At 68.9% G+C, this 23,537-nt stretch carries 21 protein-coding genes and 1 pseudogene; 14 read left to right on the forward strand and 8 right to left on the reverse strand.

Translation table 11 applies throughout. The features are described from left to right. Nucleotides 1–29 precede the first annotated feature (29 nt). Nucleotides 30–1,295, reverse strand: a complete 1,266-nt coding sequence (locus EJC51_RS45795) for an MFS transporter (RefSeq protein ID WP_126276523.1) — start codon at nt 1,293–1,295, stop codon at nt 30–32. A gap of 135 nt (nt 1,296–1,430) precedes the next feature. On the opposite strand from EJC51_RS45795, the gene EJC51_RS45800 reads away from it, so the two are divergent. Further along, nucleotides 1,431–2,000 (forward strand): TetR family transcriptional regulator, encoded by a 570-nt coding sequence (locus tag EJC51_RS45800; RefSeq protein ID WP_126276524.1) that lies wholly within the window; start codon nt 1,431–1,433, stop codon nt 1,998–2,000. A gap of 23 nt (nt 2,001–2,023) precedes the next feature. On the opposite strand, the gene EJC51_RS45805 is transcribed toward EJC51_RS45800, so the two are convergent. Then, complete coding sequence (locus EJC51_RS45805) at nt 2,024–2,629, reverse strand: TetR/AcrR family transcriptional regulator (RefSeq protein ID WP_126276525.1); 606 nt, start codon at nt 2,627–2,629, stop codon at nt 2,024–2,026. Between the two features lie 258 nt (nt 2,630–2,887). On the opposite strand from EJC51_RS45805, the gene EJC51_RS45810 reads away from it, so the two are divergent. Next, the gene (locus EJC51_RS45810; protein ID WP_165951057.1) at nt 2,888–4,303 is read left to right on the forward strand and encodes a DHA2 family efflux MFS transporter permease subunit; all 1,416 of its coding nucleotides are present in this window, start codon (nt 2,888–2,890) and stop codon (nt 4,301–4,303) included. Nucleotides 4,304–4,449: 146 nt separating this feature from the next. Here EJC51_RS45810 and EJC51_RS45815 read toward each other — a convergent pair whose 3' ends face one another. Together EJC51_RS45815 and EJC51_RS45820 are read right to left on the reverse strand one after the other, a co-directional pair. Then, on the reverse strand, nt 4,450–5,592 hold the full coding sequence (locus EJC51_RS45815) for a thiolase C-terminal domain-containing protein (protein ID WP_126276527.1): 1,143 nt from the start codon (nt 5,590–5,592) through the stop codon (nt 4,450–4,452). After that, on the reverse strand, nt 5,589–6,005 hold the full coding sequence (locus EJC51_RS45820; protein ID WP_126276528.1) for a Zn-ribbon domain-containing OB-fold protein: 417 nt from the start codon (nt 6,003–6,005) through the stop codon (nt 5,589–5,591). Before EJC51_RS45820 ends, EJC51_RS45815 begins: the two co-directional genes overlap by 4 nt. 229 nt (nt 6,006–6,234) lie before the next feature. Here EJC51_RS45820 and EJC51_RS45825 point away from each other — a divergent pair, with 229 nt between their 5' ends. The 5 genes from EJC51_RS45825 (at nt 6,235) to EJC51_RS45845 (ending at nt 11,664) form a co-directional block, all read left to right on the forward strand. Then, nucleotides 6,235–7,134 (forward strand): SDR family NAD(P)-dependent oxidoreductase, encoded by a 900-nt coding sequence (locus tag EJC51_RS45825; protein WP_126276529.1) that lies wholly within the window; start codon nt 6,235–6,237, stop codon nt 7,132–7,134. Between the two features lie 3 nt (nt 7,135–7,137). Continuing rightward, nucleotides 7,138–7,995, forward strand: a complete 858-nt coding sequence (locus tag EJC51_RS45830) for a MaoC/PaaZ C-terminal domain-containing protein (protein WP_126276530.1) — start codon at nt 7,138–7,140, stop codon at nt 7,993–7,995. 52 nt (nt 7,996–8,047) lie between these two features. Then, the gene (locus EJC51_RS45835; protein WP_126276531.1) at nt 8,048–9,151 is read left to right on the forward strand and encodes an NAD(P)-dependent alcohol dehydrogenase; all 1,104 of its coding nucleotides are present in this window, start codon (nt 8,048–8,050) and stop codon (nt 9,149–9,151) included. Between the two features lie 92 nt (nt 9,152–9,243). Continuing rightward, nucleotides 9,244–10,653 (forward strand): aldehyde dehydrogenase family protein, encoded by a 1,410-nt coding sequence (locus tag EJC51_RS45840; protein ID WP_244363265.1) that lies wholly within the window; start codon nt 9,244–9,246, stop codon nt 10,651–10,653. 105 nt (nt 10,654–10,758) lie between these two features. Beyond that, complete coding sequence (locus tag EJC51_RS45845) at nt 10,759–11,664, forward strand: SDR family NAD(P)-dependent oxidoreductase (protein ID WP_126276532.1); 906 nt, start codon at nt 10,759–10,761, stop codon at nt 11,662–11,664. A gap of 211 nt (nt 11,665–11,875) precedes the next feature. On the opposite strand, the pseudogene EJC51_RS45850 reads toward EJC51_RS45845, so the two are convergent. Then, a pseudogene (locus EJC51_RS45850) lies at nt 11,876–12,103 on the reverse strand (transketolase-like TK C-terminal-containing protein); the annotation flags it as partial. A 364-nt stretch (nt 12,104–12,467) separates the two neighbouring features. Here EJC51_RS45850 and EJC51_RS45855 point away from each other — a divergent pair. After that, the gene (locus EJC51_RS45855; RefSeq protein WP_126276533.1) at nt 12,468–12,839 is read left to right on the forward strand and encodes a DoxX family protein; all 372 of its coding nucleotides are present in this window, start codon (nt 12,468–12,470) and stop codon (nt 12,837–12,839) included. Between the two features lie 189 nt (nt 12,840–13,028). Here the strand turns inward: EJC51_RS45855 and EJC51_RS45860 are convergent, their stop codons facing one another. Continuing rightward, complete coding sequence (locus EJC51_RS45860; protein ID WP_126276534.1) at nt 13,029–14,303, reverse strand: cytochrome P450; 1,275 nt, start codon at nt 14,301–14,303, stop codon at nt 13,029–13,031. Nucleotides 14,304–14,482: 179 nt separating this feature from the next. Between EJC51_RS45860 and EJC51_RS45865 the strand changes: the two genes are divergently transcribed. Both EJC51_RS45865 and EJC51_RS49330 read left to right on the forward strand, forming a co-directional pair. After that, complete coding sequence (locus EJC51_RS45865; protein WP_244363267.1) at nt 14,483–15,727, forward strand: NAD(P)/FAD-dependent oxidoreductase; 1,245 nt, start codon at nt 14,483–14,485, stop codon at nt 15,725–15,727. Beyond that, nucleotides 15,645–16,145, forward strand: coding sequence for an HtaA domain-containing protein (locus tag EJC51_RS49330; protein ID WP_126276536.1), 501 nt, complete (start codon nt 15,645–15,647; stop codon nt 16,143–16,145). The genes EJC51_RS45865 and EJC51_RS49330 overlap by 83 nt, the downstream gene beginning before the upstream one ends. 9 nt (nt 16,146–16,154) lie before the next feature. Here the strand turns inward: EJC51_RS49330 and EJC51_RS45875 are convergent, their stop codons facing one another. Together EJC51_RS45875 and EJC51_RS45880 are read right to left on the reverse strand one after the other, a co-directional pair. Then, nucleotides 16,155–17,009 carry a Cof-type HAD-IIB family hydrolase gene (locus EJC51_RS45875; protein ID WP_126276537.1) on the reverse strand — a complete coding sequence of 285 codons (855 nt, stop codon included), beginning with the start codon at nt 17,007–17,009 and terminating at the stop codon, nt 16,155–16,157. Nucleotides 17,010–17,020: 11 nt separating this feature from the next. Further along, nucleotides 17,021–19,288 carry an LLM class flavin-dependent oxidoreductase gene (locus EJC51_RS45880; protein ID WP_126276538.1) on the reverse strand — a complete coding sequence of 756 codons (2,268 nt, stop codon included), beginning with the start codon at nt 19,286–19,288 and terminating at the stop codon, nt 17,021–17,023. Nucleotides 19,289–19,430: 142 nt separating this feature from the next. On the opposite strand from EJC51_RS45880, the gene EJC51_RS45885 reads away from it, so the two are divergent. From EJC51_RS45885 to EJC51_RS45900, 4 genes are all read left to right on the forward strand, one after another. Continuing rightward, the gene (locus EJC51_RS45885; protein ID WP_126276539.1) at nt 19,431–19,862 is read left to right on the forward strand and encodes a MarR family winged helix-turn-helix transcriptional regulator; all 432 of its coding nucleotides are present in this window, start codon (nt 19,431–19,433) and stop codon (nt 19,860–19,862) included. A 158-nt stretch (nt 19,863–20,020) separates the two neighbouring features. Further along, on the forward strand, nt 20,021–20,236 hold the full coding sequence (locus EJC51_RS45890; RefSeq protein ID WP_126276540.1) for a ferredoxin: 216 nt from the start codon (nt 20,021–20,023) through the stop codon (nt 20,234–20,236). 39 nt (nt 20,237–20,275) lie between these two features. After that, complete coding sequence (locus tag EJC51_RS45895) at nt 20,276–22,600, forward strand: CoA transferase (protein ID WP_126276541.1); 2,325 nt, start codon at nt 20,276–20,278, stop codon at nt 22,598–22,600. A 103-nt stretch (nt 22,601–22,703) separates the two neighbouring features. Further along, a complete protein-coding gene (locus tag EJC51_RS45900; protein WP_126276542.1) occupies nt 22,704–23,450 on the forward strand; it encodes an SDR family NAD(P)-dependent oxidoreductase in 747 nt (248 codons plus the stop codon). The last annotated feature ends 87 nt before the right edge of the window (nt 23,451–23,537 follow it).

The following is a 23,537-nucleotide window of genomic DNA, read 5'->3' on the forward strand; positions in this document are numbered from 1 at the left end:
GTCGGTCACCGAGACCCAGGTCAGTGAGGTCACCGGGAGCGGATCGCCGCCTCGGACTCGGTCGCTTCCTTCGCACCGGTCCGGGCGATACGGCGCCCGCCGCCCCCGACCACGTACGTCACCAATGCCGACGCCACGGCGAGTGCGATGAGTGCGCAGACCGCCCACCAGCCGAAGTGTGTGTAGGCGCGGATACCGAGCCACGACCCGGCGCTCGCGCCGAGGAACGAGCAGGTCATATAGCCCGTGTTGAGCCGGCTGTGAACCTCCGGGCGCAGGGCGAAGATGCGGGCCTGGTTGGCGACCTGTCCGCACTGCACCGCCACGTCGATCAGCAGCAGCCCGGCGGCCAGAGCCACGATCCCGGCGACACCGCCGAGTGCGCCGGCCGCCAGCACGCCCGCCGCGGTGAGCCCGGCTGCCACACACCAGAGGTTGACGCGGTCGGGGCCGTACCGATCCACCCACTTCCCGGTGGAGGGAGCGAGGAACATGCTGCCCGCGCCGACCAGGGCGAGCACGCCCACGGCCTGAGTGCCCATGCCGTAGCGCGGTCCGGTGACCAGCAGCGCGACCGCGGTCCAGGCGGCGCTGAACCCTCCGAACACGGTGACCTGGAAGAGCACGGACCGGCGCAGCTCCTTCTCCGTACGCAGCATGCGCAGGGTGTCGGTGAGGAGGCCCGGGTAGCCGTCGCGGACGGCCGGGACGGTCGGGGGCAGGAGGGCGCCGAGCACCACGGCGAGCAGCGCGGTGAGCACGGCGGCGACCAGATACGGGGCCCGCCAGCCCAGGTGCTCGCCGAGAACACCGCCGAAGGCGCGGGCCAGCAGGATGCCTCCGATCAGCCCGGCCTGGAGGGTGCCGATCACGCTGCCGCGCCGTTCGGGTGCTACGAGCCCGGCCGCCATGGGAAGGAGGATCTGCGGCACCACGGTGGCCAGGCCGACCAGGGCGCCCGCGGCGAGAAGCAGGCCGATCCCAGGGGCCAGCCCCGCGGTTGATAGTGCCACGCTGGTCACCGCGAGCAGCACGGTGATCAGTGGCCGGCGGGGGAGACGGTCCCCGAGTGGGACGAGTAGGAAGATCCCGACGGCGTAGCCGAGCTGGGTCAGCGTCGCGAGAGTCGTGGCCGTGCCGTCGGAGACGTCGAGACTCCGGGCGATGAGGGGTGTGACGGCTTGCGGGAAGTAGGCGTTGGCCACGGTGACACCGCAGGCCAGCGCCATGACAAAGGGGAGCCCGCGGCCGAGGGGTGGCGGTGCGGGAGCTGCCGGCGGTGTGGTCTGGGGCATGGAGGCCGCGTACTCCTTTCTGCGGCGTTTCGTCGTGCCGCAGAATAGAACGAGCTAGTTGGTTCGGTCACCTGATGTCAGCGTTGCATGCCATCTCGCGAAGGGTCAAACGAACCAGTTCGTTACCATGGCCGTATGGCATATGACTCCGCGGCGACCAAAGAGCGCATCATCACGGCGGCGACCGCCGAGTTCGCGGCGCATGGGGTCGCGGGCGCCCGCGTCGACCGCATCGCCGCCGCGGCCAGGGCCAACAAGCGCGCCATCTACGACTACTTCGGAGACAAGAGCAGACTCTTCGCCGTCGTTCTGGAGCGTCGCCTCGCCGAACTGGCCGAGGCCGTCCCGCCGTCGGAGGATCTGGCCGGCTACTCGGAGCGGCTCTTCGAGTACCACCGAACCCACCCCGAGGCCCTTCGTCTGGTGATGTGGGAGGCCTTGGAGATCGGCGACGGGCCGGTTCCCGCCGAGAAGGAGCGCACCGCCCACTACAGCGACAAGGTGACCGCCGCGCAGGCCGGTGAACCGGACGCCGACGCCCGTACACGCGTGTTCTTCACCCTCGCCCTGGCGAGCTGGAGCGTCGCCATGCCCCAGCTGCGGCGCATGGTGCTCGGCGCCGACTTCGGTATGGACCGGCTCCGACAGGAGATCGCTCGCGCTGTGGTCGCGCTTCCTTCGGCGGGTCCGCGCGGCGGTGCCTGATGTTCAGGTGACCGGATCCCCGGCTATTCGCTGCCGGCCGGAGTGATGACCATCCGCATAAAGGGCTCCATCAGGCGCAGCGGATTGCGCGAGGGATCGAGAAGGGTCTGAATCCTCAGTCCGTCCATCATGGCGAGCACCATGACTGCCCTGTCGTCATCGGTCAGAGTTGCACCGCTGGGCGCGGCGGGTGTGGAAGCGTTGTGCAACCGCCTGCGCAACCGCTCGCCGCGGCGGGCGAAGTACTCGTGCGCCGGATGGGCGGGATTCGTCGCCGCGATGGAAAGAGCGAGCCAGTGGCGCAGGTAGTCGGGGTCAGCGAACTCGTCGGCGAGGATCTGCCCGAGTACGGAGGCGCCTGACGACCCCGCCGCGAGGATCCGGTCGGCCTGTTCCTCGTCGCGCTTCTCCCGCTGGGCGAGGGCGGTGAGGAGAAGTTCCTCTTTGCCGGAGAAGTGGCGCAGCAGCGCGGCATGTGTCATGCCCGCACGTGCGGCGATGTCACGGAGTGAGGCCCGCTCGAATCCGTGCTCGGCGAAGCTCGCGAGCGCGGCGCGGACGATCTGCACCCGCCGGGCCGGCGTGGTGGCGTAAGGACCCCGGCGCCGGGGGGCGGCGTTGTCGCTCATGGTGCTTCCTCTGCCCTGACTGTGCATCCGACGACGACCGAAGGCAGGCTCTCCGCCCTGACCGGGAGTCTAGCCGCGCCGCCCCGGGCCTTACCCCCGGCCCACGGCAAGGCTGTCGATTTTCAGAGTTGCATTCTAGTATTGTGTTCTAGTGTTGGAGCAGGCCCTCGCGGTCTGGCCAATTGCCAACATGCGCTTCGACGATGGGGATGTCCTGTGTCGGAACCGAGTCCAGCCAGCACCCCCAGATCCGCTTGGGTGGCCCTGTGGGTCGTCCTGGTCGGCGGCTACTGCGCGATCCTCAACATCACCGTGATCAGCGTGGCGTTGCCGGACATCGAGGCAGACCTGGGCGGGAGCATCGACGTCGACTGGGTCGCCACGGCGTTCCTCGTCGGCGTCGTCTTCGGGCTGCCGGCCACGGGGTGGTTGGCCGACCGCTTCGGCCGGAAGACCGTCTACTCGGCCTGCGTCGTCGTCTTCGGCATCGGCTCGATGCTGTGCGCCTGGGCGCCGGACATGCCGCTGCTGGTCGGCGGCCGTTTCGTGCAGGGGACGGGCGGTGGCGCGCTGATTCCCGTCGGCATGACGATCGTCCTGGAGGCCTTCCCGCCGGAGAGACGGGGCACGGCGATGGGCCTGTGGGGCATCGGCACCGCCGGCGCACCGGCCGCGGGACCGGTTGTGGGTGGCTGGATGGTCACGTCTGTCGGCTGGCGGTCGATATTCGTGGTCTTCGTGGTGCTGGCCGCCGTGGCGCTGGTCTTCGCGCTCGCGCTGCTGCCGTCGTCCGGCTACCGGCAACGCCGCCGGTTCGACGCGCTCGGCTGGGCCGTGGCCTCCGCGGTCACGGTTCTCGCCGTGATCGCGGTCCGCCAGGCCCCTTCACTGGGCGGCACCTCCCCGGTTCTCTGGGCCATGGCCGCAGCCGTGGTCGGGCTGTCCCTCTGGCTTGTCGTGCGATCGCTCAAGGTCAGCGATCCGATCATCGATTTCCGGATGTTCGGGAACTGGACTTTCAATCTCACGGTCGCGCTGACCGCGTTCATCAACGTGGCGCAGTATGCGCGTGTGAACTTCCTGGCCGTGGAACTGCAGACGGTGCGCGGCTTCGACGCGCAGTACGTGGGACTGCTCCTCGCGCCGGCCGCCATCGGTGTCGCCCTCACCGGCCCGCTCGGCGGCCGGCTGACCGACCGGGTGGGCGCCCGGACGCCGGTGATCTGCGGGCTCGTCGCCATCGTGGTCAGCATGTGGATGTTGGCGACCCTGCGTACCGACACCCCCTCGTGGGAGATCGCGGTCGCCCTCGTACTCCAGGGCTGCGGCATCGGACTCGCCAACATGCCGGTCACCGTCGCTTCGATGAACAGCCTTCCCCAGCGGTACGTCGCGCAGGGCAGCGCCATCACCAATCTCACCGGACAGTTCTCGGCGGCGGCGGGCGCGGCGGTGTTCGGTGCGTTGCTGGTGGCCCAGGTGGGCAACGCGACCGGGGAAGGCGTGCCGGCCGGCGCCGCCCAGGAAGCCTTCAACAACCTTTTCCTGACGGCGTTCTGGGTCGCTGTCGTCGGATTGCTGGTGGCGTTTTTCCTTCCCGGGAAACGCAGGTACGCCGTACTCAGCCGACTCCGTGCCGACGAGGCTGCGGCCGAGACTCCTTCACGGAGCTGAGACCGACTGGGACGGCCCTGGGCGGGCGGCCGCTTCATCTGGCGACTGGCACGCAAGGGCACGACACGACACAACACAAACGACACAAACGCGGTGCCGGTCATATCGACCGGCACCGCGTCGTTTGTGGTCTTCCACAGGTGCTGTCAGGGACGTTCGGCCGCCAGTACCAGCGAGGCCGCGGTGGAGAACATGCCGCCGACCCCCTGGGCGAAGCTCAGCTCGACGTCCGGAACGGGCACGGCGGCGGTGCCCCGCACCTGCCGTACCGCCTCCTGTATGGCGAACATGCCGTACATGCCGGTGTGCGTGTACGAGAGACCGCCGCCGTTGGTGTTCATGGGCAGGACGCCACCCGGTTCGGTGTTGCCCTCCGCGACGAACGCCGCCGCCTCGCCGGGCTTGACGAAGCCGAGGTCCTGCAGCCCGTACAGGGGGACGTGGGCGAACGCGTCGTAGACCATGAGGTGGTCGATGTCGGCCGGACCGACGCCCGCCTCGCGGAACGCGTCGGCGCTGGAGTCGCGGAAGGCCCGTGACGTGGTGAAGTCCTCCATCTGAGACACCATCGAGTGCGTCGTGCTCTCGCCGGTGCCGAGGATGTACACCGGCCGTGAGGGCAGGTCGGCGGCCCGCTCGGCGGAGGTCACGATGAGGGCGCCGCCGCCGTCGGTCACCACGCAGCACTCGGCCTGGTGGAAGGGGTACGCGATCGTCTTCGACGCGAGGACGTCCTCGACGGTGATGAGGTCGCGGCGGAACGCCCGTTCGTTGGGATGGGCCCACTTGCGCTGCGCGACCGCAACGCCGGCCAGTTGCTCGTGGGTGACGCCGAACTCCTTCATGAACCGCAACGCGGGCACCGTGAACATGGTGACGAAGCCCGCGGTCCCGTAGGGCATCTCGAACTGGCCCATTCCGCTGCTGGGCGAGAAGTTCAGCCCGGGTTCGCCCACCCGGGAGCGGCCGGACTCGCCGTGCGTGATGAGGACGGCCGAGGCCATGCCTGCGGTGATCGCGGCGGCCGCGTGGCGCACATGCAGGAAGTAGGAGCATCCGCCGACGCTGGTGGAGTCGACCCATCGCGTACGGATTCCGAGGGCCTCGGCGACTTCACCGGTCGCGAACCCGGTGCTCGCGATGCCGTCGATGTCGGCCGGTGTCATGCCGGCGTCGTGCAGGGCGTTGCGGGCCGCCTCGATGTTGAGGCTGAGGGCGGAGTGGTCGGGCAGGACGCCGAGGCGGTCGGTCTCGGCGGCTCCCACGATCGCGATCGAACCGGGCTTCACGCGGTCACCTCCGCCGGCGCGAACACGGGCACGACCACCCCGTCGCGTTCCTGGAACCTGACCTCCAGCGGCATGTCCAGGACCAGGTTCTCGGGAGTGTTCTCGATGCCGACGATGTTCGTCATCATCCGCGGCCCCTCGGCGAGCTCGACGACGGCGATCGCGTACGGCGCCTCGTCCTCGAAGCCCCAGGCCGGACGGTGGTTGATGTTGTACGAGTGGAGTGTGGCGTCACCGGACACCTTGACCCATTCCACCGCGCCGTCGAAGACGTAGGGGGAACAGGGCCGGGGATGGAAGAAGAACCTGCCGGTGGTGACACAGCGCTGGATGTGGAGTTCGCCCTGAGCGGCGGCGTCCCAGAACGGCCGTGTCTCGGGAGTGGGTTTCGGCAGGAATTTGGTCTTGGGCATGGAGCCCTCCGGATCACGTCGACAGTCGGCCCACTTTTAGAACCTCGCTCTGATATTGCCATGCGGCGACTGTGGTTGACTAGAGTTGCATTCTAGTATTCAATTCTGCAAGGGCGGCATGATCGAGGCGCCCGCCGTATGACGTCGCCGCAGGCGACTGTTCTTGGGCATCGGCGGTAGTGGCGCCGTCAAGTACCCGTCCAGCCCGACCTGGAGTGAGAGGGAACCTATGTCCAGCAGTTTGGAAGGCCGGGTCGTCGTCGTGACCGGCTCCGGGCGCGGGCTCGGCCGGGAGCACGCGCTCCTGCTCGCCCGCGCCGGAGCCTCGGTGGTCGTCAACGACCTTGACGAGGACGGCAAGGGACCCGCGCACGACGTCGTGGACGAGATCCACGCGCTCGGCGGCAAGGCGGTCGCCGACTCTCACTCGGTGACGACCTGGGACTCGGCGGCACAGATCATCGAGACCGCGACCTCCGCCTTCGGCCGACTCGACGGGATCGTGTGCAACGCGGGATTCCTGCGCGACCGCATGCTGGTCAACATGTCCGAGGCCGAGTGGGACGACATCATCAAGGTCCACCAGTACGGCACCTTCTACATCCTGCGGCACGCCGCCGCGTACTGGCGTGGCCTACAGAAGGCCGGTCAGAAGGTCGACGCCTCCGTGGTCACCACGACCGCCATCTCCGGCCTCCACAGCAACGTGGGACAGGTCAACTACGGAGCCGCCAAGGCGGCCATCGCGCTGATGACCGTCTCCATGTCCCGCGAACTCGAACGGTACGGCGTCCGGGTCAACGCCATCTCGCCCGTCGCCATGACCCGGCTGACCATGGCCGGCCTCGGCAACGGCGACCATGTCGCGGAGCTGGAGGACGCACTCGCGCCGGGCCATGTCTCCCCCCTCGTCGCCTGGCTGCTCAGCCCGGAGTGCACCTCCAACGCGCAGGTGTACGGCGTGTTCGGGCGCGAGATCCACCGCTACACGGGCTGGACGCCGGCCGAGTCCGCCGTCGCCGACGAGGACTGGACCGTCGACTCGGTGGCGCAGGCGCTGCGCGGCTGGCCCGACCACTACGATCCGGGCTTCATCCCTGGCATACCGCAGCAGACCGTGGGGGGCTGACCCGTGCCGATCAACGACGAACTCATCGGGCGGCGGCTGGGTGTCGTCGAGACGAGCTGGACCAGCCGGGACACCCGGCTGTACGCACTGGCCGTAGGTGCGAGCGGCGCCGACCCCGAGCAGGAGCTGCAGTTCACCACCGAGAACAGCGCCGGGATCACCCAGCGCGTACTGCCCACCTTCGGGGTGATCGACGGCGGCAGGGTCGGAGTCGGCGGCCTGCTGAGGGAACTCGACGACGTGGACCTGTCGCGCATGCTGCACGGGGCTCAGGAGGTGGAGCAGCACCAGGAACTGCCGGCGTCGGCCGAGGCGGTCACGTCCGGGCGGGTCACCGCGGTGTGGGACAAGGGCAAAGCCGCCGTGATAGAGACCGAGTCGGTCACCTCCGACGCGGTCTCCGGTGAGCGCTACGTCACCTGCCGCCAGACCCTGTTCTTCCGCGGCTACGGCGGCTGGGGCGGCGAGCGGGGACCAGGCGCCGGAACCCCGGTGCCCGAGGCCGAGCTGGACCGCACCCTGAAGACCACTACACGCCTCGACCAGGCGCTGCTCTACCGGCTCACCGGCGATGCCAACCCGCTGCACTCGGACCCCGCCTACGCTCGCGGGGCGGGCTTCCCCAGGCCGATTCTGCACGGCATGTGTGTCTACGGCGTTGTCGGACGGCTGCTACTGAACGAGTTCGCCGACGGCGACCCGGCCGCCTTCCACAGCCTCCGGGGCCGGTTCTCGGCCCCGACGTACCCCGGTGACGACCTCGTCGTCTCGGTGTCGGGCCGAGGTCCCGAGCACCGGTTCGTCGTGGACAACCAACGAGGCGAGCGGATCCTGTCCGACGGCTGTTTCGTCATCGGCTGACCGCCCGGAATCCGAACAACACCATTGATCTCAGCTGAATGGAGGAGCCGCCATGGCTGGGTCCCTGCCTTCCGTGGTCGACGCCGCGGTGATACGGGGCGTCGATGAACCGTTTGCGCTGGAAGCGCTGAAGCTCGGCCCGCTCGGCCCGCGTGACGTCCTGGTGCGGATCGCCGGCGTCGGTGTCTGCCACACCGATCTGGCCCTGCGCGGCCCGGCCGGACGGGAGCTGCACCCCGTCGTACTCGGCCATGAGGGCTCCGGAACCGTCGTGGCCACAGGAGCGGAGGTCGACGACGTAGTAGCCGGCGACTCCGTCGTCCTGAGCTACGACAGCTGCGGGCACTGTGCCAGGTGCCGCACAGGACGGCCGTACTTCTGCGCGACCTGGTTCGACCTGAATTCCGGGACGGCCGAATCCAGAACGCACGCCACACTGACCGATGCCACGGGCACGGCCGTCAACAACACCTGGTTCGGGCAGTCGAGCTTCGCGAACTACTCGATCGCGACGGCCCACAACGTGGTGAAGGTCAGCCCCGACCTGCCCCTGGAGATCCTGGGCCCGCTCGGTTGTGGCCTGCAGACCGGTGCCGGCGCTGTCGTCAACGTGCTGGGGCTCCGCCCCGGTCAGTCCCTCGTGGTCTTCGGGGTGGGCGCGGTCGGTCTTGCCGCGGTGATGGCCGCTCGAATCTCCGGCGCGGGAGCCATTGTTGCCGTCGACGTCGTGCCCGAGCGCCGCGAGCTGGCGCTCACGCTCGGTGCCACGCACGCGGTCGACGGAGCATCACCCGAACTGTCCGTGCAGCTCCAGAGCATCACCGGCGGTGCTGATTTCGCCTTCGACACCACCGGCAGGTCGGCGGTGGTCGCCACGGCGCTCGACGCGCTGGCACAGGGCGGCACCTGCGCTCTGGCCGCCCCGGGGGAGGAACTGCGAATCCCCGCCCAGCAGATCGTATTCGGACGTCGGCTGACCGGAGTCCTCGAAGGCGATGCCGTCCCCGGTGTCTTCATCCCGCAGATGATCGAGTGGTGGCAGTCCGGACTGTTCCCCTTCGACAAGCTCGTCGAGCGCTTCCCCCTGCATGAGATCAACACCGCTGTCGACGCGGCCGCCTCCGGCCGGGTGGTCAAGCCGGTGCTCATTCCGTAGCCGCACACCGCGCAGCCGGTCGTGCCGGCGGTATGCGACCGGCATCGGCCCCGCGCCGTTCGTCCACAACCAACCTGGAAAGCGGGTGCGCCATGCGCCAATCGCTCATGACCATCGACGGCGAGGCCGTCGGCGGAGACGAATCGTTCGAGATCATCAACCCGGCCACGGGTGCGCCCGTAGGACGCGCACCGCAGTGTTCCCCGGCTCAGCTGGACGCGGCCATGAACGCCGCGCAGCGGGCGTTCGGCACGTGGCGGCAGGACGCGGCCGCGCGGCGCGAGGCTCTGCACCGGGCGGCGACCGTGGTCCGCAAGTCCGCCCAGGAACTCGGCCCGCTGTTCACCGGGGAGCAGGGGCGTCCGCTGTTCGCGTCGATCGGTGAGATCACGTACTCCGCCGACTGGCTGGACTACTACGCCGACCTGGAGATGCCCGACGAGAGCGTCGTGACCTACCCGGACCGCACCCTGGAGATCTCGCGGCGGCCCGTCGGTGTGGTCGGCGCCATGACGCCGTGGAACGCGCCGATCCTGCTCGCGATGTGGAAGATCGCGCCCGCCCTGGCGGCCGGCAACACCGTGGTCCTCAAGCCGTCCCCCTTCACGCCCCTGACGACCCTTGCCCTCGGCCGGATCCTGGCCGACACCCTGCCGCCCGGCGTGCTGAACGTGCTCAGCGGCCTGGAGCCGCTCGGCCGCGACCTCGTGGCACACCCGACCCCGCGCAAGATCAGTTTCACCGGCTCGGTGCCGACCGGGAAGCTCGTCGCGGCGGCAGCCGCCCAGGATCTCAAGCTCATCACCCTCGAACTCGGCGGCAACGACGCGGCGATCCTGCTCGACGACGTCGACATCGACGCGATCGTGGAGCCGCTGTTCTTCTCAGCCTTCGCCAACACGGGACAGATCTGCGAAGCGACCAAGCGGGTCTACGTGCCCGGCGGCCTCTACGGCAAGGTGCTCGACGCCCTGGCCGACCGAGCGCGCGCCGCACGGGTCGGGAACGGTATGGAACCCGGCGTCGAACTCGGTCCGCTCACCACGCCGTTCCAGCGCGACCACATCGAGGAACTCGTCGACGACGCCCGTGCCGCCGGCGCCACGATCGCCGCCGGCGGACGGCGGCTGCCGGGCGACGGGTACTTCTTCGAGCCGACCGTCGTCGGTGGCGTCGAGGACGGCACCCGGCTCGTCGACGAGGAGCAGTTCGGCCCGGCACTTCCGGTCATCCCATACACCGACCTGGACGAGGTGATCCGCAGGGCGAACCGGTCCCCGTACGGGCTCGGCGGTTCCGTCTGGACCAAGGATCTTGACCGTGCACGAGCGGTGGCCCGCCGGCTCGACACCGGGCGGGTCCGTATCAACACGGCCGGTCAGGTCCCGCCCCCGGAAGCGCCCTTCGGCGGAGTGAAGTGGAGCGGGATCGGTGTGGAGAACGGTCCCTGGGGGCTGGCCGCGTACACCGAACTCCACGTCACCGAGATCGCGAACCCCTGAAACCGGGGGAGCGACGTGTCGAACCCCGCGCGAGGTGTGCGGGGTGCCGGACGACGAGCTCCGTGGAACGGATTCCCGGAGCCGACTACTAAGGGAGAAACAACCATGGGTGATTGGCTCAAGGACCGAGTGGCCGTTGTGACCGGGGGTGGTCGCGGTATCGGAGCCGCCATTGCCACGATGTACGCCGCCGAGGGCGCGGCGGTGCTGGTCAACGACCTCGGCGGGTCCGGCGCGGGCGAGGGCAACGACACCGGGCCCGCCGACCTGCTGGTCCGCGAGATCACCGAGTCCGGTGGTACCGCCATCGCCGACTACACCGACATCAGCGATCATGAGGCCACAGCGGCGATGGTCAACCGCGCGATAGAGGAGTTCGGTCGCCTGGACATCCTCGTGAACGTCGCGGGCATCCTCCGCGACAAGATGATCTTCAATCTGGAGGAGAAGGACTGGGACGCGGTCATCGCGGTGCACCTCAAGGGGCACTACAACACGATCAAGCCGGCCGCCCAGTACTGGCGCAAGCAGCGTGACGAGAACGCCCACAACCGGATCATCAACTTCACCTCCATCGCCGGCCTGCACGGCTCAGCCGGTCAGCCGAACTACGCCTCGGCCAAGATGGGCATCGTCGGTCTGACCTACTCCTGCGCGAACGCGCTGAGCCGTTACGGAGTGACCACGAACGCGATCTCTCCGGGCGCCGCGTCCCGGCTGGTCGCGACGGTCCCCACGGAGCGGCTCCACGACGACGCCAAGGACGTCATGCACGGCCCTGAGTACCTGGGCCCGATCGCTACCTACCTGGCCAGTGAACGGTCTGCCTGGCTCAACGGCCGGGTCATCGGCGCCCGCGGTACCGAGGTGGAGCTGTACAACATCCCCGAACCGATCCGTTCGGTGGCAACGCACGAACTCTGGGACATGGACACGCTCGCGAAGCAGGTCGAGACGCACTTCCGGGGCCCGGCCAAGGCGCCGTTGGTCGCGCCGTGGTTCACCGACTAATACTCCGGCAAGTGCATCGTGGCTCGACCTGGGGAAACGTCGAGCGGTGGGAGTGCAGCGGGCAGGATTCCGTCACGCACGGCTTCTGCCCGCACACCCCTCGAAGGAGAGCCCACGACGGCGGTAGGGCCACCGTTGGGCGTGGTCGGACTTGGCCCTTTCGTTCGAGGGGACGAGGCGCTGAAGCTGCGTCTCGGCCGACTTGATCAGGTCAGGCGGCGGATGCGACGTACTCGGCAGTGAAGCTGAACTCGTGGGAAAGGACCTCGCCGTCGACCGAAGCACCGAAGTGCTCCAGTGAGACGATGTTGCCCGAGTGCCCGACGTAACGGTGCCAGGCCAGTCCGATCCCGGTCTCCACCGCGACACGTTCCCTGACGGACGGCGGCAGAAGGCTGTCCTGGTATCCCCGGTCCTGCTCCTCGAACCGCATGCTCGGCCTGTAGGCGATGGAACTCGGCAGGATCGAAGGCGGACGCCTCATCGAGGTTTCAGACGCACTGGTGCTCAGGAATCTCATCGAACAGCCGCTCACCTCATTGACCGTGTTCCGCTTCCCCGAGCGGCGCGGCCAGCCCCCAAGCCCCGACGAGCCATCCCGCCTCAGGGTCTGCCCGTCACCTCGCCGCACCGCGGCGGCCGGCCCGCTGCCAGGTCGCCGCACCGTAGCGCTCTTCATCGATGCGACCGCGCTCCAGCAACGCTCATGCGTGAGCAGCGAAACCCGCCGGAACATCCGCCTCCACGGACGCCGGTCCCTCACAGCTCGGGCGGTCCGATCACCCTTCAGAAAGGCATGACCCGTGTTTGTCTTCGCCGCCGTGCTGAGCGTGCTGCTCGCCGTTGTCGGGCTGGCCGCCGGACTGCCAAAAGCCTTGCTCAAGGGCAACATCCCAGCCCAGTTGCAGTCTGCGGGAGGCCTCAGCGCCCCCCTGGTCCGGTTCATCGGGCTGGCCGAGCTGGCCGCAACCGCAGGGCTCCTCGCCGGTCTCTTCTGGCAGCCCATCGGCGTTGCTGCCGCCCTGGGATTCGCAGTCTTGCTCGTCGGAGCCATCGGCTTTCACGCCAAGTCCGGCGACTACGCCAACCCCGAGACCCGCGGTAACGCGATGGCACCCGCCATCCTCACCATCATCGCGATCGCTGTCGCCGTCACTCTCATCCTCGCCTCCTGACCAGGGCCGGATCTGCGGCACCACAGCTCGTTCTCCACCTGGCAAACCCTGCCGGAAGATCGAGAGATCGCCCCTCCGGATGCACCCTCTGGTGGCGGCGACGCCGCCGCCGGGACACCGTGACTGACGTAGGGCCACCACCCGAGCGGGTGGTGGCCCTACGTCAGTCACGGTGTCCCGGCGGTCGGCTCAGGGGATGTGCACGGGGAGCCGACGCATCGCGTTGAAGCGCTCGTTCGGGGTGAAGAACTCGGGCTCCCCGACCTCCATGTCCGGCAGCTTGGTGAGGAACTGCCGGAACAGGGCGCGAAGCTGCGCCTTGGCGACCCCGTTGCCGAGGCAGTAATGGATGCCGCCGCCGCCGAATCCCACGTGCGCGGTCCGGCCACGCGTCAGGTCGAACCTCCAGGGATCGAGGAAGGCCGTCTCGTCGCGGTTGCCCGAGCAGTAATACATGACCACCTTGTCGTGCTTCGCGAGGGACTTGCCTCCCAGAACTGTGTCTTCGAGGACCGTGCGTGCGAACAAGGTGACCGGGGAGGTGTGCCGGATGAACTCCTCGATGGCTCCCGCGATGCGGTTGTCGTAGTCCTCGGCGAGCCAAGCCTTCTGCTCGGGATGTGTCCAGAGCTGGTGAGTGGCCCACGACGTCGTCTGCTTGGTCGTGTCGTTCCCCGCGGCGCTGAGCAGTAGCGTCACTCCGCCGATCTCCATGTCGGTCAGGGCCCGGCCGTCGATTCTCGTCTGACCGAGAGCTGTCGCCAGGTCGTCCGCGGGATGCTCACGGCGGTAGTTGACCACCTCTACGCCGATAGGCAGGAGGATGTCGAACTGCTGTTGGATGAACTCGGGGATGCTCATCCCTTCGGGCCGAACGGTCGGGTCGGGCGCATTGGCGAAACGGTCCCCGGCTTCGACGAACTCCTTGAGGAAATGATCCGGGATGCCGAACATGTCCGCGATGGTCAGCATGGGTAGCCGGGACGACACTTCGTCGACGAAGTTGATGTCGCCGGCGCCGACCACCCGGTCCACGATCTCCTCGGCCCGCTGGTTGATCTTCTCCACGAGCCGGTTGACGGCCTTGGGCGTGAACGCGGAACTGATCATCTTTCGGTACCGGCCGTGCTCCGGCGGGTCCGAAGTCAGCATGCTCGGCTCGGCCTGAGTCATGGGGCGTACGTCGACGGCGAACGCCGAACTGAAGATCTCCGTGTGCTCGCTGACGTACCGGATGTCGTCCGCCTTCACGACGGCCCAGAAACCGGCTTCCCGGTTCGGGTAGCCGTGCGCGTCCATGGGCGGGTGCCAGCTGACGGGAGCGTTCGCCCGCAGCCAGGCGAAGGACTCGTCCCGTACGCGCCACGGCTGCATCCAGAAGGCATCGCTCGAGATGTCCACGTCGGTGTCGAAGGGGTGTTCCGTCGTGTACAGCTCCTGCGGCTCATGATGCCGAACTGCCATATCTCCTCCTTTGGAGTCGACCTCCACAAATTAGAAGCACGCTCTAATGTAGGTGCCGGTAAGTAGCCGGTCAACTCATTGAGTTCGCGTATTAGTGCAAGGTCAAGGGGTTGTAGCTAGAGTGCGCTTCTAGTATGCTCCTCCAGCGTGAATGCGTATGCAACATGTATGAGGCAAGAGTGAGCGGCGGCAGGGGCGCGTTCGTGGTCGTCGGTGCGTCGCTTGCGGGGCTCCGCGCCGTCGAGGCCGCCCGCGCCGAGGGTTACCAGGGGCGGATCGTCCTCATCGGCGCGGAGCCGCATCTGCCGTACGACCGTCCACCACTGTCGAAGGACTACCTGCTGGCGGGTGCGGCGCCCGATTTCCTTTCGACGGAGACCGAGCTGCGCGAGGTCCTCGATGTCGACCTGAGGCTGTCGAGCACGGCGACAGCGCTGAACGCCGACGATCGGACGGTCACCGTCGACGGTGCCGAGATCCCGTACGGCAAGCTGCTCATCGCCACGGGCGCCACGCCGAGGAGACTTCCCCAACTCGCGCCACTGAGCGGTGTGCACGAGCTGCGCACGCTGGACGACGCGCAGCGTGTGCGGAAGGAGATCTCCGCCGGTTGTCGTGTGGTCGTCATCGGAGCGGGCTTCATCGGCGCGGAGACCGCGTCCTCGGCGAAGCACCTGGGCGCGGATGTCGTCCTTCTCGAAGCGGCTGAGGCGCCGCTGGTACGTGCGCTCGGCGAGACCGTCGGCAGCGCGGCCTCCGCGCTCCACGAGCGCAACGGTGTGCGGCTCGTCCTGTCCGCCCGGGTCGAGGGTTTCGTGGGACAGGACGCCGTGCGCGGGGTCCGCCTCGCCGGCGGGGAGGTCCTTCCTGCCGACGTGGTCGTCGTCGGCGTCGGCGTCGCTCCGGCCACCAAGTGGCTGGAGGGCAGCGGTGTCGAGCTGCATCCTCGTGACGGCGGAATCCAGTGCGACGCGATGCTGCGCACGTCGGTGCCGGATGTCTACGCGGCCGGTGACGTGGTCCACTGGCCGAACGCGATCATGGATTCCGTGATGCGGTTGGAGAACTGGACGAACGCGGCCGGGATGGGTGGTCATGCCGCGCGCAACGCCCTGTGGCCCGAGACGGAAGTGCCGTACTCGACCGTGCCGTACTTCTGGAGCGACTGGTACGGGCAGCGGCTCCAGTTCGTCGGAACCGCCGACGCCGACCACGTCGAGTTCGTGTCGGGCGACCCGAAGGCCGACAGATGGGTCGCCCTGTACCGTCACGCGGGCCGGCTCGTCGGCGCGGCGGCTCTCAACGAGCCCCGCAGGATCATGAAGTACCGGCGGATGATCGGTGAGAGGCTGCAGTGGGAGGAAGCTCTCACGCGGTTTCCGCCTGACCCCCCCGGGCGGATCGGAAGCGCGTCCACCCCATGACGGCCTCCGCTCTGATCTGGACATTGAAAGAGTCGTTCACCGCCTACGTCCGTTCCTTCGGTGCGATAGAGCTCACACCGCCCGCGGAGGAGACCGCCGACGGCTTCCGTTTCCCGTTCGCGACGGTGGAGGCGGACGTACTGAAGTTCGTCGGTGCGCGAGTTTCCGTGCGCACGCCGGGCTGCTCGATCTCGTCGTGGCTGACCCCTGGTTGCACATGTCCGGCACCACCGGTTGGTTCATCTCGGTCGCGGACGTCTCGCAGTCGGCAGGCTCGCGTATCCGGATCGCTTCTCTGCCCGGCCCACCGGCCGCCGTTCTCGGAGCGCACGACGCTGTCCTGACGCGCGACGGCACCCCGTTGTTCGACCACCAGTACCGCACGGGCGAACCGTTGGCGCCCGTGCGCGTCGAATGACGTCACGTCTCAAGCCACTGTCTCTGGCCGGTGAAGCGCGGCGACGAACTGTTCGAGTTGCCTCGCCACGCCGTCCTCGTCGTTCGACGCGGTGCGGTGGCGGGCGGCCGCCAGCACGGCCGGGTGGGCGTTGGCCATGGCGTAGGAGTTGCCGACCGCGGTGAGCATGGGCAGGTCGTTGGGCATGTCCCCGAAGGCGGCGATGTCAGCCCTGCCGATGCCGAGCCCGTCGGCCCACGAGGTCAGGGTGCTGGCCTTGGTGACGCCGGGCGCGCTGAACTCCACCAGGGACAGACCAGTGGAGTGGGTGGTCTCCGCATGCCCGTGCGCGGCGTGCCGCGCCCGGTCGTGGAAGACGTCGAGGGGCAGCGTCCGGTGATGGGCGAGGATCTTCGCCACCGGGTGGCCCGGGGGCCGGAGCAGGAGTTCCTCGGCGGAACCGATCAGGTCGACGGTGTCCTCCGCGTACGACCAGCTCGGATAGGCCGGTTCGTGCGCGAAGTAGTGGTCGTACTCGAAGGCGAAGGACACGCCGGGCACCGCCGCCCGCACTCGCGCCACCAACGCGGCCGCCTCGTCGGCCTGGATCGGCCAGGTCCGCAGCGCGGATCCGTCCGGGGCGTACACGGCGGCTCCGTTGGCGGCGATCACGCAGTACCGCCCGATGGTCGCCAGCAGGCCGGGTACGGCCCGTGGCGGGCGGCCGGTGACGAGCACGATGCCGATGCCGGCGTGTTCGGCGGCCGCCAGTGCGGCACGAGTGCGGAGGGACAGGGTGCCGTCACCGCGCAGCAGGGTCCCGTCCAGATCGGTCGCCACGAGCTTCACGGGTGGCGGGACGAGATCGCCGGGCGTCGTTGCCATGGCGGGCGCCCTCAGCTCTCGACCGGGACGGCGGGCGTGATGGCGAAGTTGCTCCGGAAGACGTTCTCCGGGTCGTAGGCGGCCTTGGTCTTCCGCAGCCGTTCCAGGGTGGCCGGCGGGAACGCCTTGGTCAGCGCCGCCGCGTGATCATGCGTCTCGAAGCTCAGATACAGGCCGGACACCGGCAGCTTCCGCCACTCCTGGTCGGCCTGCTCCTCATGGCGGCGCCGGATGACGGCGGTGAGAGAGAAGTTCTGGGTGCGATGGGCGTACGCGGTGGCGTCGGCCGGCATGTCGTTGACCGCTCCGCCCACCGAGCGGATCTGGAGGTAACCGGCGTCCCCCCGCTCCAGCAGGCCCGTCAGGACAGCCGCGGTTTCGGCGTCGAGGTGATCCACCAGCCCGCTCCGGCTGCGGAACAGGGACTGGGCCCCGTCGTGCGGGGTGTTCACCGGCGCCACGACCGCGGCGTACGGCAGGAGCCGCGCGGTCTGCTGGAGGACCGGGGCGATGGGCAGAAAGCGTTCCAGATCCCGTGCCGCCCGTTCCGTGTCGTCGCCGGCCCAGACGGCGTACGTCTGCGCGACCCGCCGCCCGCCCTGCTGCACCACCTGGAGGAACGGGGTCAGCTCACGCGGGGACGCCTCCACCAACTCCCCCCAGCTCCCGAGGAAGTCGGCGGTGTCGGTGGCGTCGTGCAGGATCTGGGCGAAGACGACCTCGCCGAGTTCGGTGGCTTCGATGTCGAACGAGGTGACGATGCCCATGTTGGCGCCGGCACCGCGCAGGGCCCAGAACAGGTCGGGGTGGTGCTCGGCGTCCGCGCGCACGACGGAGCCGTCCGCGAGCACCACCTCCGCGCCCCTGACATGGTCGATCGTCAGACCGTACGAACGGCCGAGCAGGCCCTGTCCGCCGGTGGTCGCGAGGCCGCCCACGCCCACGTCGCCGCTGTCGCCGGAGCCGATCGCGAGTCCGTGCGGGGCGAGTGCGGCCGCGACGTCCCCCCAGCGGGCGCCGGGACCGATCCGCACCAGGCGCCGCTCGCGGTCGAGGATCTCGACGCTGTTCAGGGCGCCGAGGTCGATGACGGTGCCACCGTCGTTGGTGGAACGGCTGCTGATGCCGTGGCCGCCACTGCGTATCGCCATCGGCAGGTCCTGCGCGCGGGCGTAGCGCAGCGCGTCGGAGACCTCCTGGGCCGTGGTGGGGCGCAGCACGAGTCCGGGGGAGCCGGGCCAGAGGTACGTGGCGCGCACCTTGGAGTAGTCGCGGTCACCGGGCTCGACGGCCCGCTCGGCGAGGCTCGCGGGAACGCCGTCGTAGTCGATGCCGTCGCGCCGCTTGGCCAGGGCGGACTCCGGGCGGACCCGGCCGGTGCGGATGCCCGCGGATCCGCGCTCGGCGGCGACCTGTTCGCGCAGCGCCGGCGCCACCTCCTGGGCGAAGGTCTCCAGCGACACCGGGTCGTCGGAGCCGAAGACGAACGTGCTGAAACCGTCCTCCAGCACGAGCGGCAGAAGCTGCTCCACCCACTGCTCGGGAGGCCCCTGGAACTGCTGGGCGGACGTGCCGAACGTGCCCGAGACGTTGAGCAGCCGGCGGATCTCGCGCGGGTCGCGTCCGTGCCGCTCGGCGGCCTCGTCGATGATCGCGTTGGCCTCTGGCACCGTCGGGGAGGTCACGTACCCGAGGCTGGGCAGCCAGCCGTCGGCCTTCTCGCCGATCAGCCGCAGCATCCGGGGTTTGTAGGCGCCCAGCCAGATCGGCACGTCGTGCGCCGGTGCGGGACCCCGCTTGGCGCCCTTGACCTGGTAGTAGGTGCCGTCGACACGCAGTGCGCCACGCTCGTCGGCCGCCCAGACGCCGCGCAGGACGTCGATGGCCTCACTCAGCGCCTGGACACTCTCGCCCGGCGACAGCCGGCGCCCGCCCATCGCCTCGATGGCGTCCCAGAAGGCGCCCGCACCCAGCCCGAGATCGACCCGGCCACCCGACAGCAGGTCGAGACTGGCCACGGAGCGGGCCAGGACCGCGGGGGGCCGCAGCGGCAGGTTGGTGACATTGCCCGCCAGGTGGATGCGATCGGTGCGGGCGGCGACCCAGCTCATCAGCGTCCAGGCGTCGAGGAAGGCCGGCTGGTAGGGGTGGTCCTGGAAGGTCACCAGGTCCAGACCGGCCCGCTCCGACAGGACCGCCAGGTCCACTACGGCCTGCGGATCCCTGTTCTGGGGGGTGAGGAACGACCCGAAGCGCAGGTCGTGGCCGTAGTCGGTCATCGCGTGACTCCCGTCTCGAACGCGTCGCACAGACGGCTCCGGCCCTCGCGGGGCCCCGTCTTTCGTGGACGCTAGCAGATCATTGAACATCACCAACGATCTATTCATTCCCATCGTTGTCGCCGATTGATAGAATTGTGAAGTGATCATCGACCGCATCAGCTTCGCTCTGGCTCACTCCGGCAAGGTCGTCGAGACGGCGATCCGGCAGGTCCTCGCCGAGCAGGGCCTCAAGCTCAGTCACGCGCATGTGCTGGGCCTGCTGGCCGATCGCGAGCGGTTGAGTCAGCAGGCACTGATCGAGGAACTGCGGGTCGATCCCAGCGTGTTGGTCACGCTGCTCAACGTCCTCGAGGGTGACGGGCTGGTCGCCCGTCGCCGCGATCCCTCGGACCGGCGCCGGCACGTCGTGGAGATCTCCGATCGCGGGACGGCCCTGGTCGCCCAGGTCGACAGTGCCGTACAGGCTGCCGAGGTGGAGCTGTTCGGCGGCCTCGACGAACAGGAACTGGCCACCCTGCGCCTCCTGCTCGACCGCGTGAAGGGTGCGAGGACGGACGCCTGCGCGGACTGAGACGACAGGCCCGCCATCGGTTCGACGCGTGGCGATCACGCATGCCCGCAACCGGCTCGCGCGCGTCGTCAGGCGTTGCGCGTGCCCCCTCGCGTGACCTCACCGACGCCGGAACGCGCGGTTCACATTAGAGCGGCCTTCTAGTACGCTCCTCTGGTATGACGGCTGACAGCAGTGCAAGGATCGTTGTCGATCGCGACCGGTGTACCGGTATCGGAATCTGTGAGTCGATCGCCGACGACTACTTCGAAGTCGGCGACGACGGGACGCTGGAACTGGCGCGTGATCAGGTGCCGCAGAGCGATCTCGAGCGGTTGCGCGAGGCGGTGCGTGGATGCCCGGCCCGTGCGCTGACGTTGGCAGAGCAGGCGTGAGTCCTGCGACGGACCGCACTTCTCAAGGGAGAGAAGCAGATGGCCGCAAGCGACGAAGTCACCCGGGGAATGCTGGGCGACGTGCGAGTTCTCGACCTGGCGGAGGGGGGAGCCGGTTCGCTGGCAGCAGCGATCCTCGGTGACTACGGCGCCGAAGTCCTCAAGGTCGTGGCGAGGGACCCCCGCCGGGAGCCAACCGATGCGCTCCCCGGTTGGCTGGTTCGGAATCGATCGAAAACCCTTGTCCACGCGGACGCCTCTGCCGCGGCCGACCGCGCCGAGATCGGGCGGCTCGCGGATTCCGCCGACGTGGTTGTGGTAGACACGCTGGACAGGCTCACGGCGTTCGGTGTCGACGCCGACAGCCTGGGCACGCGGCGGCTTGTCGTCCGCACGCCCCCCTACTTGCCTGACGGAGCGCCATGGTCCGGGGAAGGCGAGTCGGCGGAGCTGCTCAGTGCGATATTCGGACTGTCGGCGTACCAGGCTTCATATCCGGGCAGTCCGGTCGACGCCGTCTATCCCTACCTCGTGCAGGCACACGGCGTGTGGACGGCGACGTGCGTCGTGGCCGCCCTGGTGGAGTACCGCTACACCGGCCTCGGGCAGCTTCTGACCGTGAGCGGGTTCAACGCGGCGGCCGTCTTCGGTGACCCCGTCATCACACGGCCCGATGACGAACCCGACCCCGACCGGGGTATCGGCCCCGAGGGCCTCAACCCGATGTACACGCGGTACCAGGCGGCCGACGGGGAATGGGTCTTCGTCGGCGGGCTCGGCCCGAAGTTCAGCAACCTTGTGATCGACATCGTCGGTCTGCGTGAGCTCCTGGACGATCCGCGCATCGGCGGGAGGATCGAGCGCCTGTGGCACATCGACAACAGCCGTTGGGTGATGAAGGCGTTCCAGGAGCGGTTCATGACCCGTCCGGCGGCGGAGTGGGTCGAACTGCTCGAACGCGGCGACGTTCCCTGCGTCCAGCTCGCCCACCGCGAGGAATGGTTCCGGTCCGAGCAGATGAAGCTCATGGACCAGCGGATCAGCCTCTTCGATCCCGTGCTGGGCGGGATCCACATGACGGGCGCCGTCGTGGACTCGGTGACGGTGCCCGCTGCCGTCTCGGCCACGTCCGGCGCGGTCACCGTCGCCGACGCGCAGTGGCATGTCACCCCGGGCAGTCCCGCCACGGCCCGGCCCGCGGTCGACGGCGGTCAGGGTCCGCTGGCCGGCTACCGAGCCGCCGTCTCCGGCTCCTACGTCGCAGGGCCCTACGTCGGCCGTCTGCTGGCCGAGCTGGGTGTCGACGTCATCAAGGTCGAACCGCTGGTCGGTGATCCCTGGCGCATGCAGGGCTTCAGCCTCAACCGTGGTTACCGGTCGATCGCGATCGACCTGTCCGGCCAGGACGGAAAGCAGGCGCTGGGCCGGCTGCTCACCTCCTGCGACGTGGTCGTCGACAACTTCCGACTCGGTGTCACCAAGCGACTCGGCATGAGCCATGAGGACCTCACCGAGGACAGGAAGGACATCGTCACGGTCTCGGTGACGGCCTACGGCGAGCGGGGACCGTTGGCCCGCAAGCCCGGCTACGACGTCGTCATCCAGGCGGCGGCCGGGATGATGCTCGCCCAGGGCGGCGACGACGAGCCCGTCCCCTACTCCGTCCCCCCGAACGACATGACGACCGGTGTGTGCGGGACTCTCGCCTCGGTGCTCGGTATCTACCACCGGACGATGACCGGGGAGGGACAGCACCTGTCGACCTCGCTCGCGACGACGTCCGTGTTCCTGCAGTCGGCGGATCTCGTCGAGTACACGGATCGCCCGGCGGGCCGGTGGGGCGGGCGGGACTTCGCCGGACCGGGGCCCACGGACCGCTTCTATCCCGTGAGGGACGGCTATGTGCGCCTGCAGACAGCGGTGCTGGAGCCCGAGAAGTGGCGCGCGGCCGGAATCGACCTGGACGACACGGCACTGCGATCGGACCCGGTGACGGAGATATCCCGGGCGCTCGCGTCATGCACCCGCGAGAGCGCGGTCGCGAAGCTCACCGCCGCAGGCGTTCCGGCCGCGCCGGCGCGACGCGCGTCGGAAGTCGCGACAGACCGCGGGCTGCACGCCCGACACCTCCTCGGCACGTTCACCGCCCTGGACGGGCGCCGCTTCATCACCAACGACCGGCTCGCGGACTTCGCCCGCACCACCGTGGACACGTACTTCATGGCGCCCGGCCTCGGCGAACACTCCGTCGAACTGCTGGCGGAGAGCGGTGCGACCGCCGAGGAGACGGAGACCCTGATCCGTTCTGGCGTCGTCATCGACGGTTCCCCGATCGACATCACCTACCTGCCTCCCTACCGGTGAGACGGAATGGGTGGGTGTTCATTGAACGAACAAGCCGAAGTCGTCCGCAGCCTCGAAGCACAAGATCTAAGGGGGACGACCTCGCGGCAAGGAGACATGGGTCATGGCTGGACGACTGGCGGGCAGGACCGCCGTTGTGACCGGAGGCAGCACGGGTATCGGGCAGGAGATCGCCCGGAGGCTCGCGGCGGAGGGAGCGGACATCGCGATCGCGGACGTCAACCCGGCGGACGAGACGCGGAAACTGGTCGCGGAGACAGGTCGTCGGTTCTTCAGTGACAAGGTCGACGTCTCGGACGAGGACGCGATCAACCGGTTTGCCGCGAGGGTCCGCAGCGAACTGGGCTCCGCCGACATCCTGGTGAACAATGCGGCGGTGGTTCTGCTGGCCGACGCAGACCATGTGACGTACGAAGAGTGGCGGCGCACCTTCGCCGTCAACGTGGACGGTCCCTTCCTGGCCTCCAAGGCGTTCATTCCGGACCTGAAGGAGTCCGGGTCGGGACGGATCATCAACATCACGTCGTCGAGCTACTGGACCGCGCCGCCTCCGTTCGTCTCCTACGTCTCCGCCAAGGGCGCGCTGAACGGCCTCACCTCCGTCCTGGCCGCCAACCTCGCCGCTCACGACGTCACCGTCAACGGCGTCGCGGCGGGTCTGGTCCGGACCGCCGCGGCCCTGGAGAACACCAGCGAGGCCTTCTTCGAACAGGCCGTGCAGGTGCAGAACATCAAGCGGGTGCAGATGCCGGACGACGTCTCGGGTGTCGTGGCGTTCCTCGCCTCCGACGATGCCGCGTTCATCACGGGGCAGATCATCGTCGCGGACGGCGGCAGCACACGCCGCTGAGACGACGTACGGCATCCCGCCGCGGCCCGGGAGCGAGGGAGTGCTGCGTCCCCCGGCCGCTGCCCCGCACTCGACTCCGCGCGTTAC

The sequence above is a fragment of the Streptomyces aquilus genome (assembly GCF_003955715.1).
Taxonomy (GTDB): Bacteria; Actinomycetota; Actinomycetes; order Streptomycetales; family Streptomycetaceae; genus Streptomyces; species Streptomyces aquilus.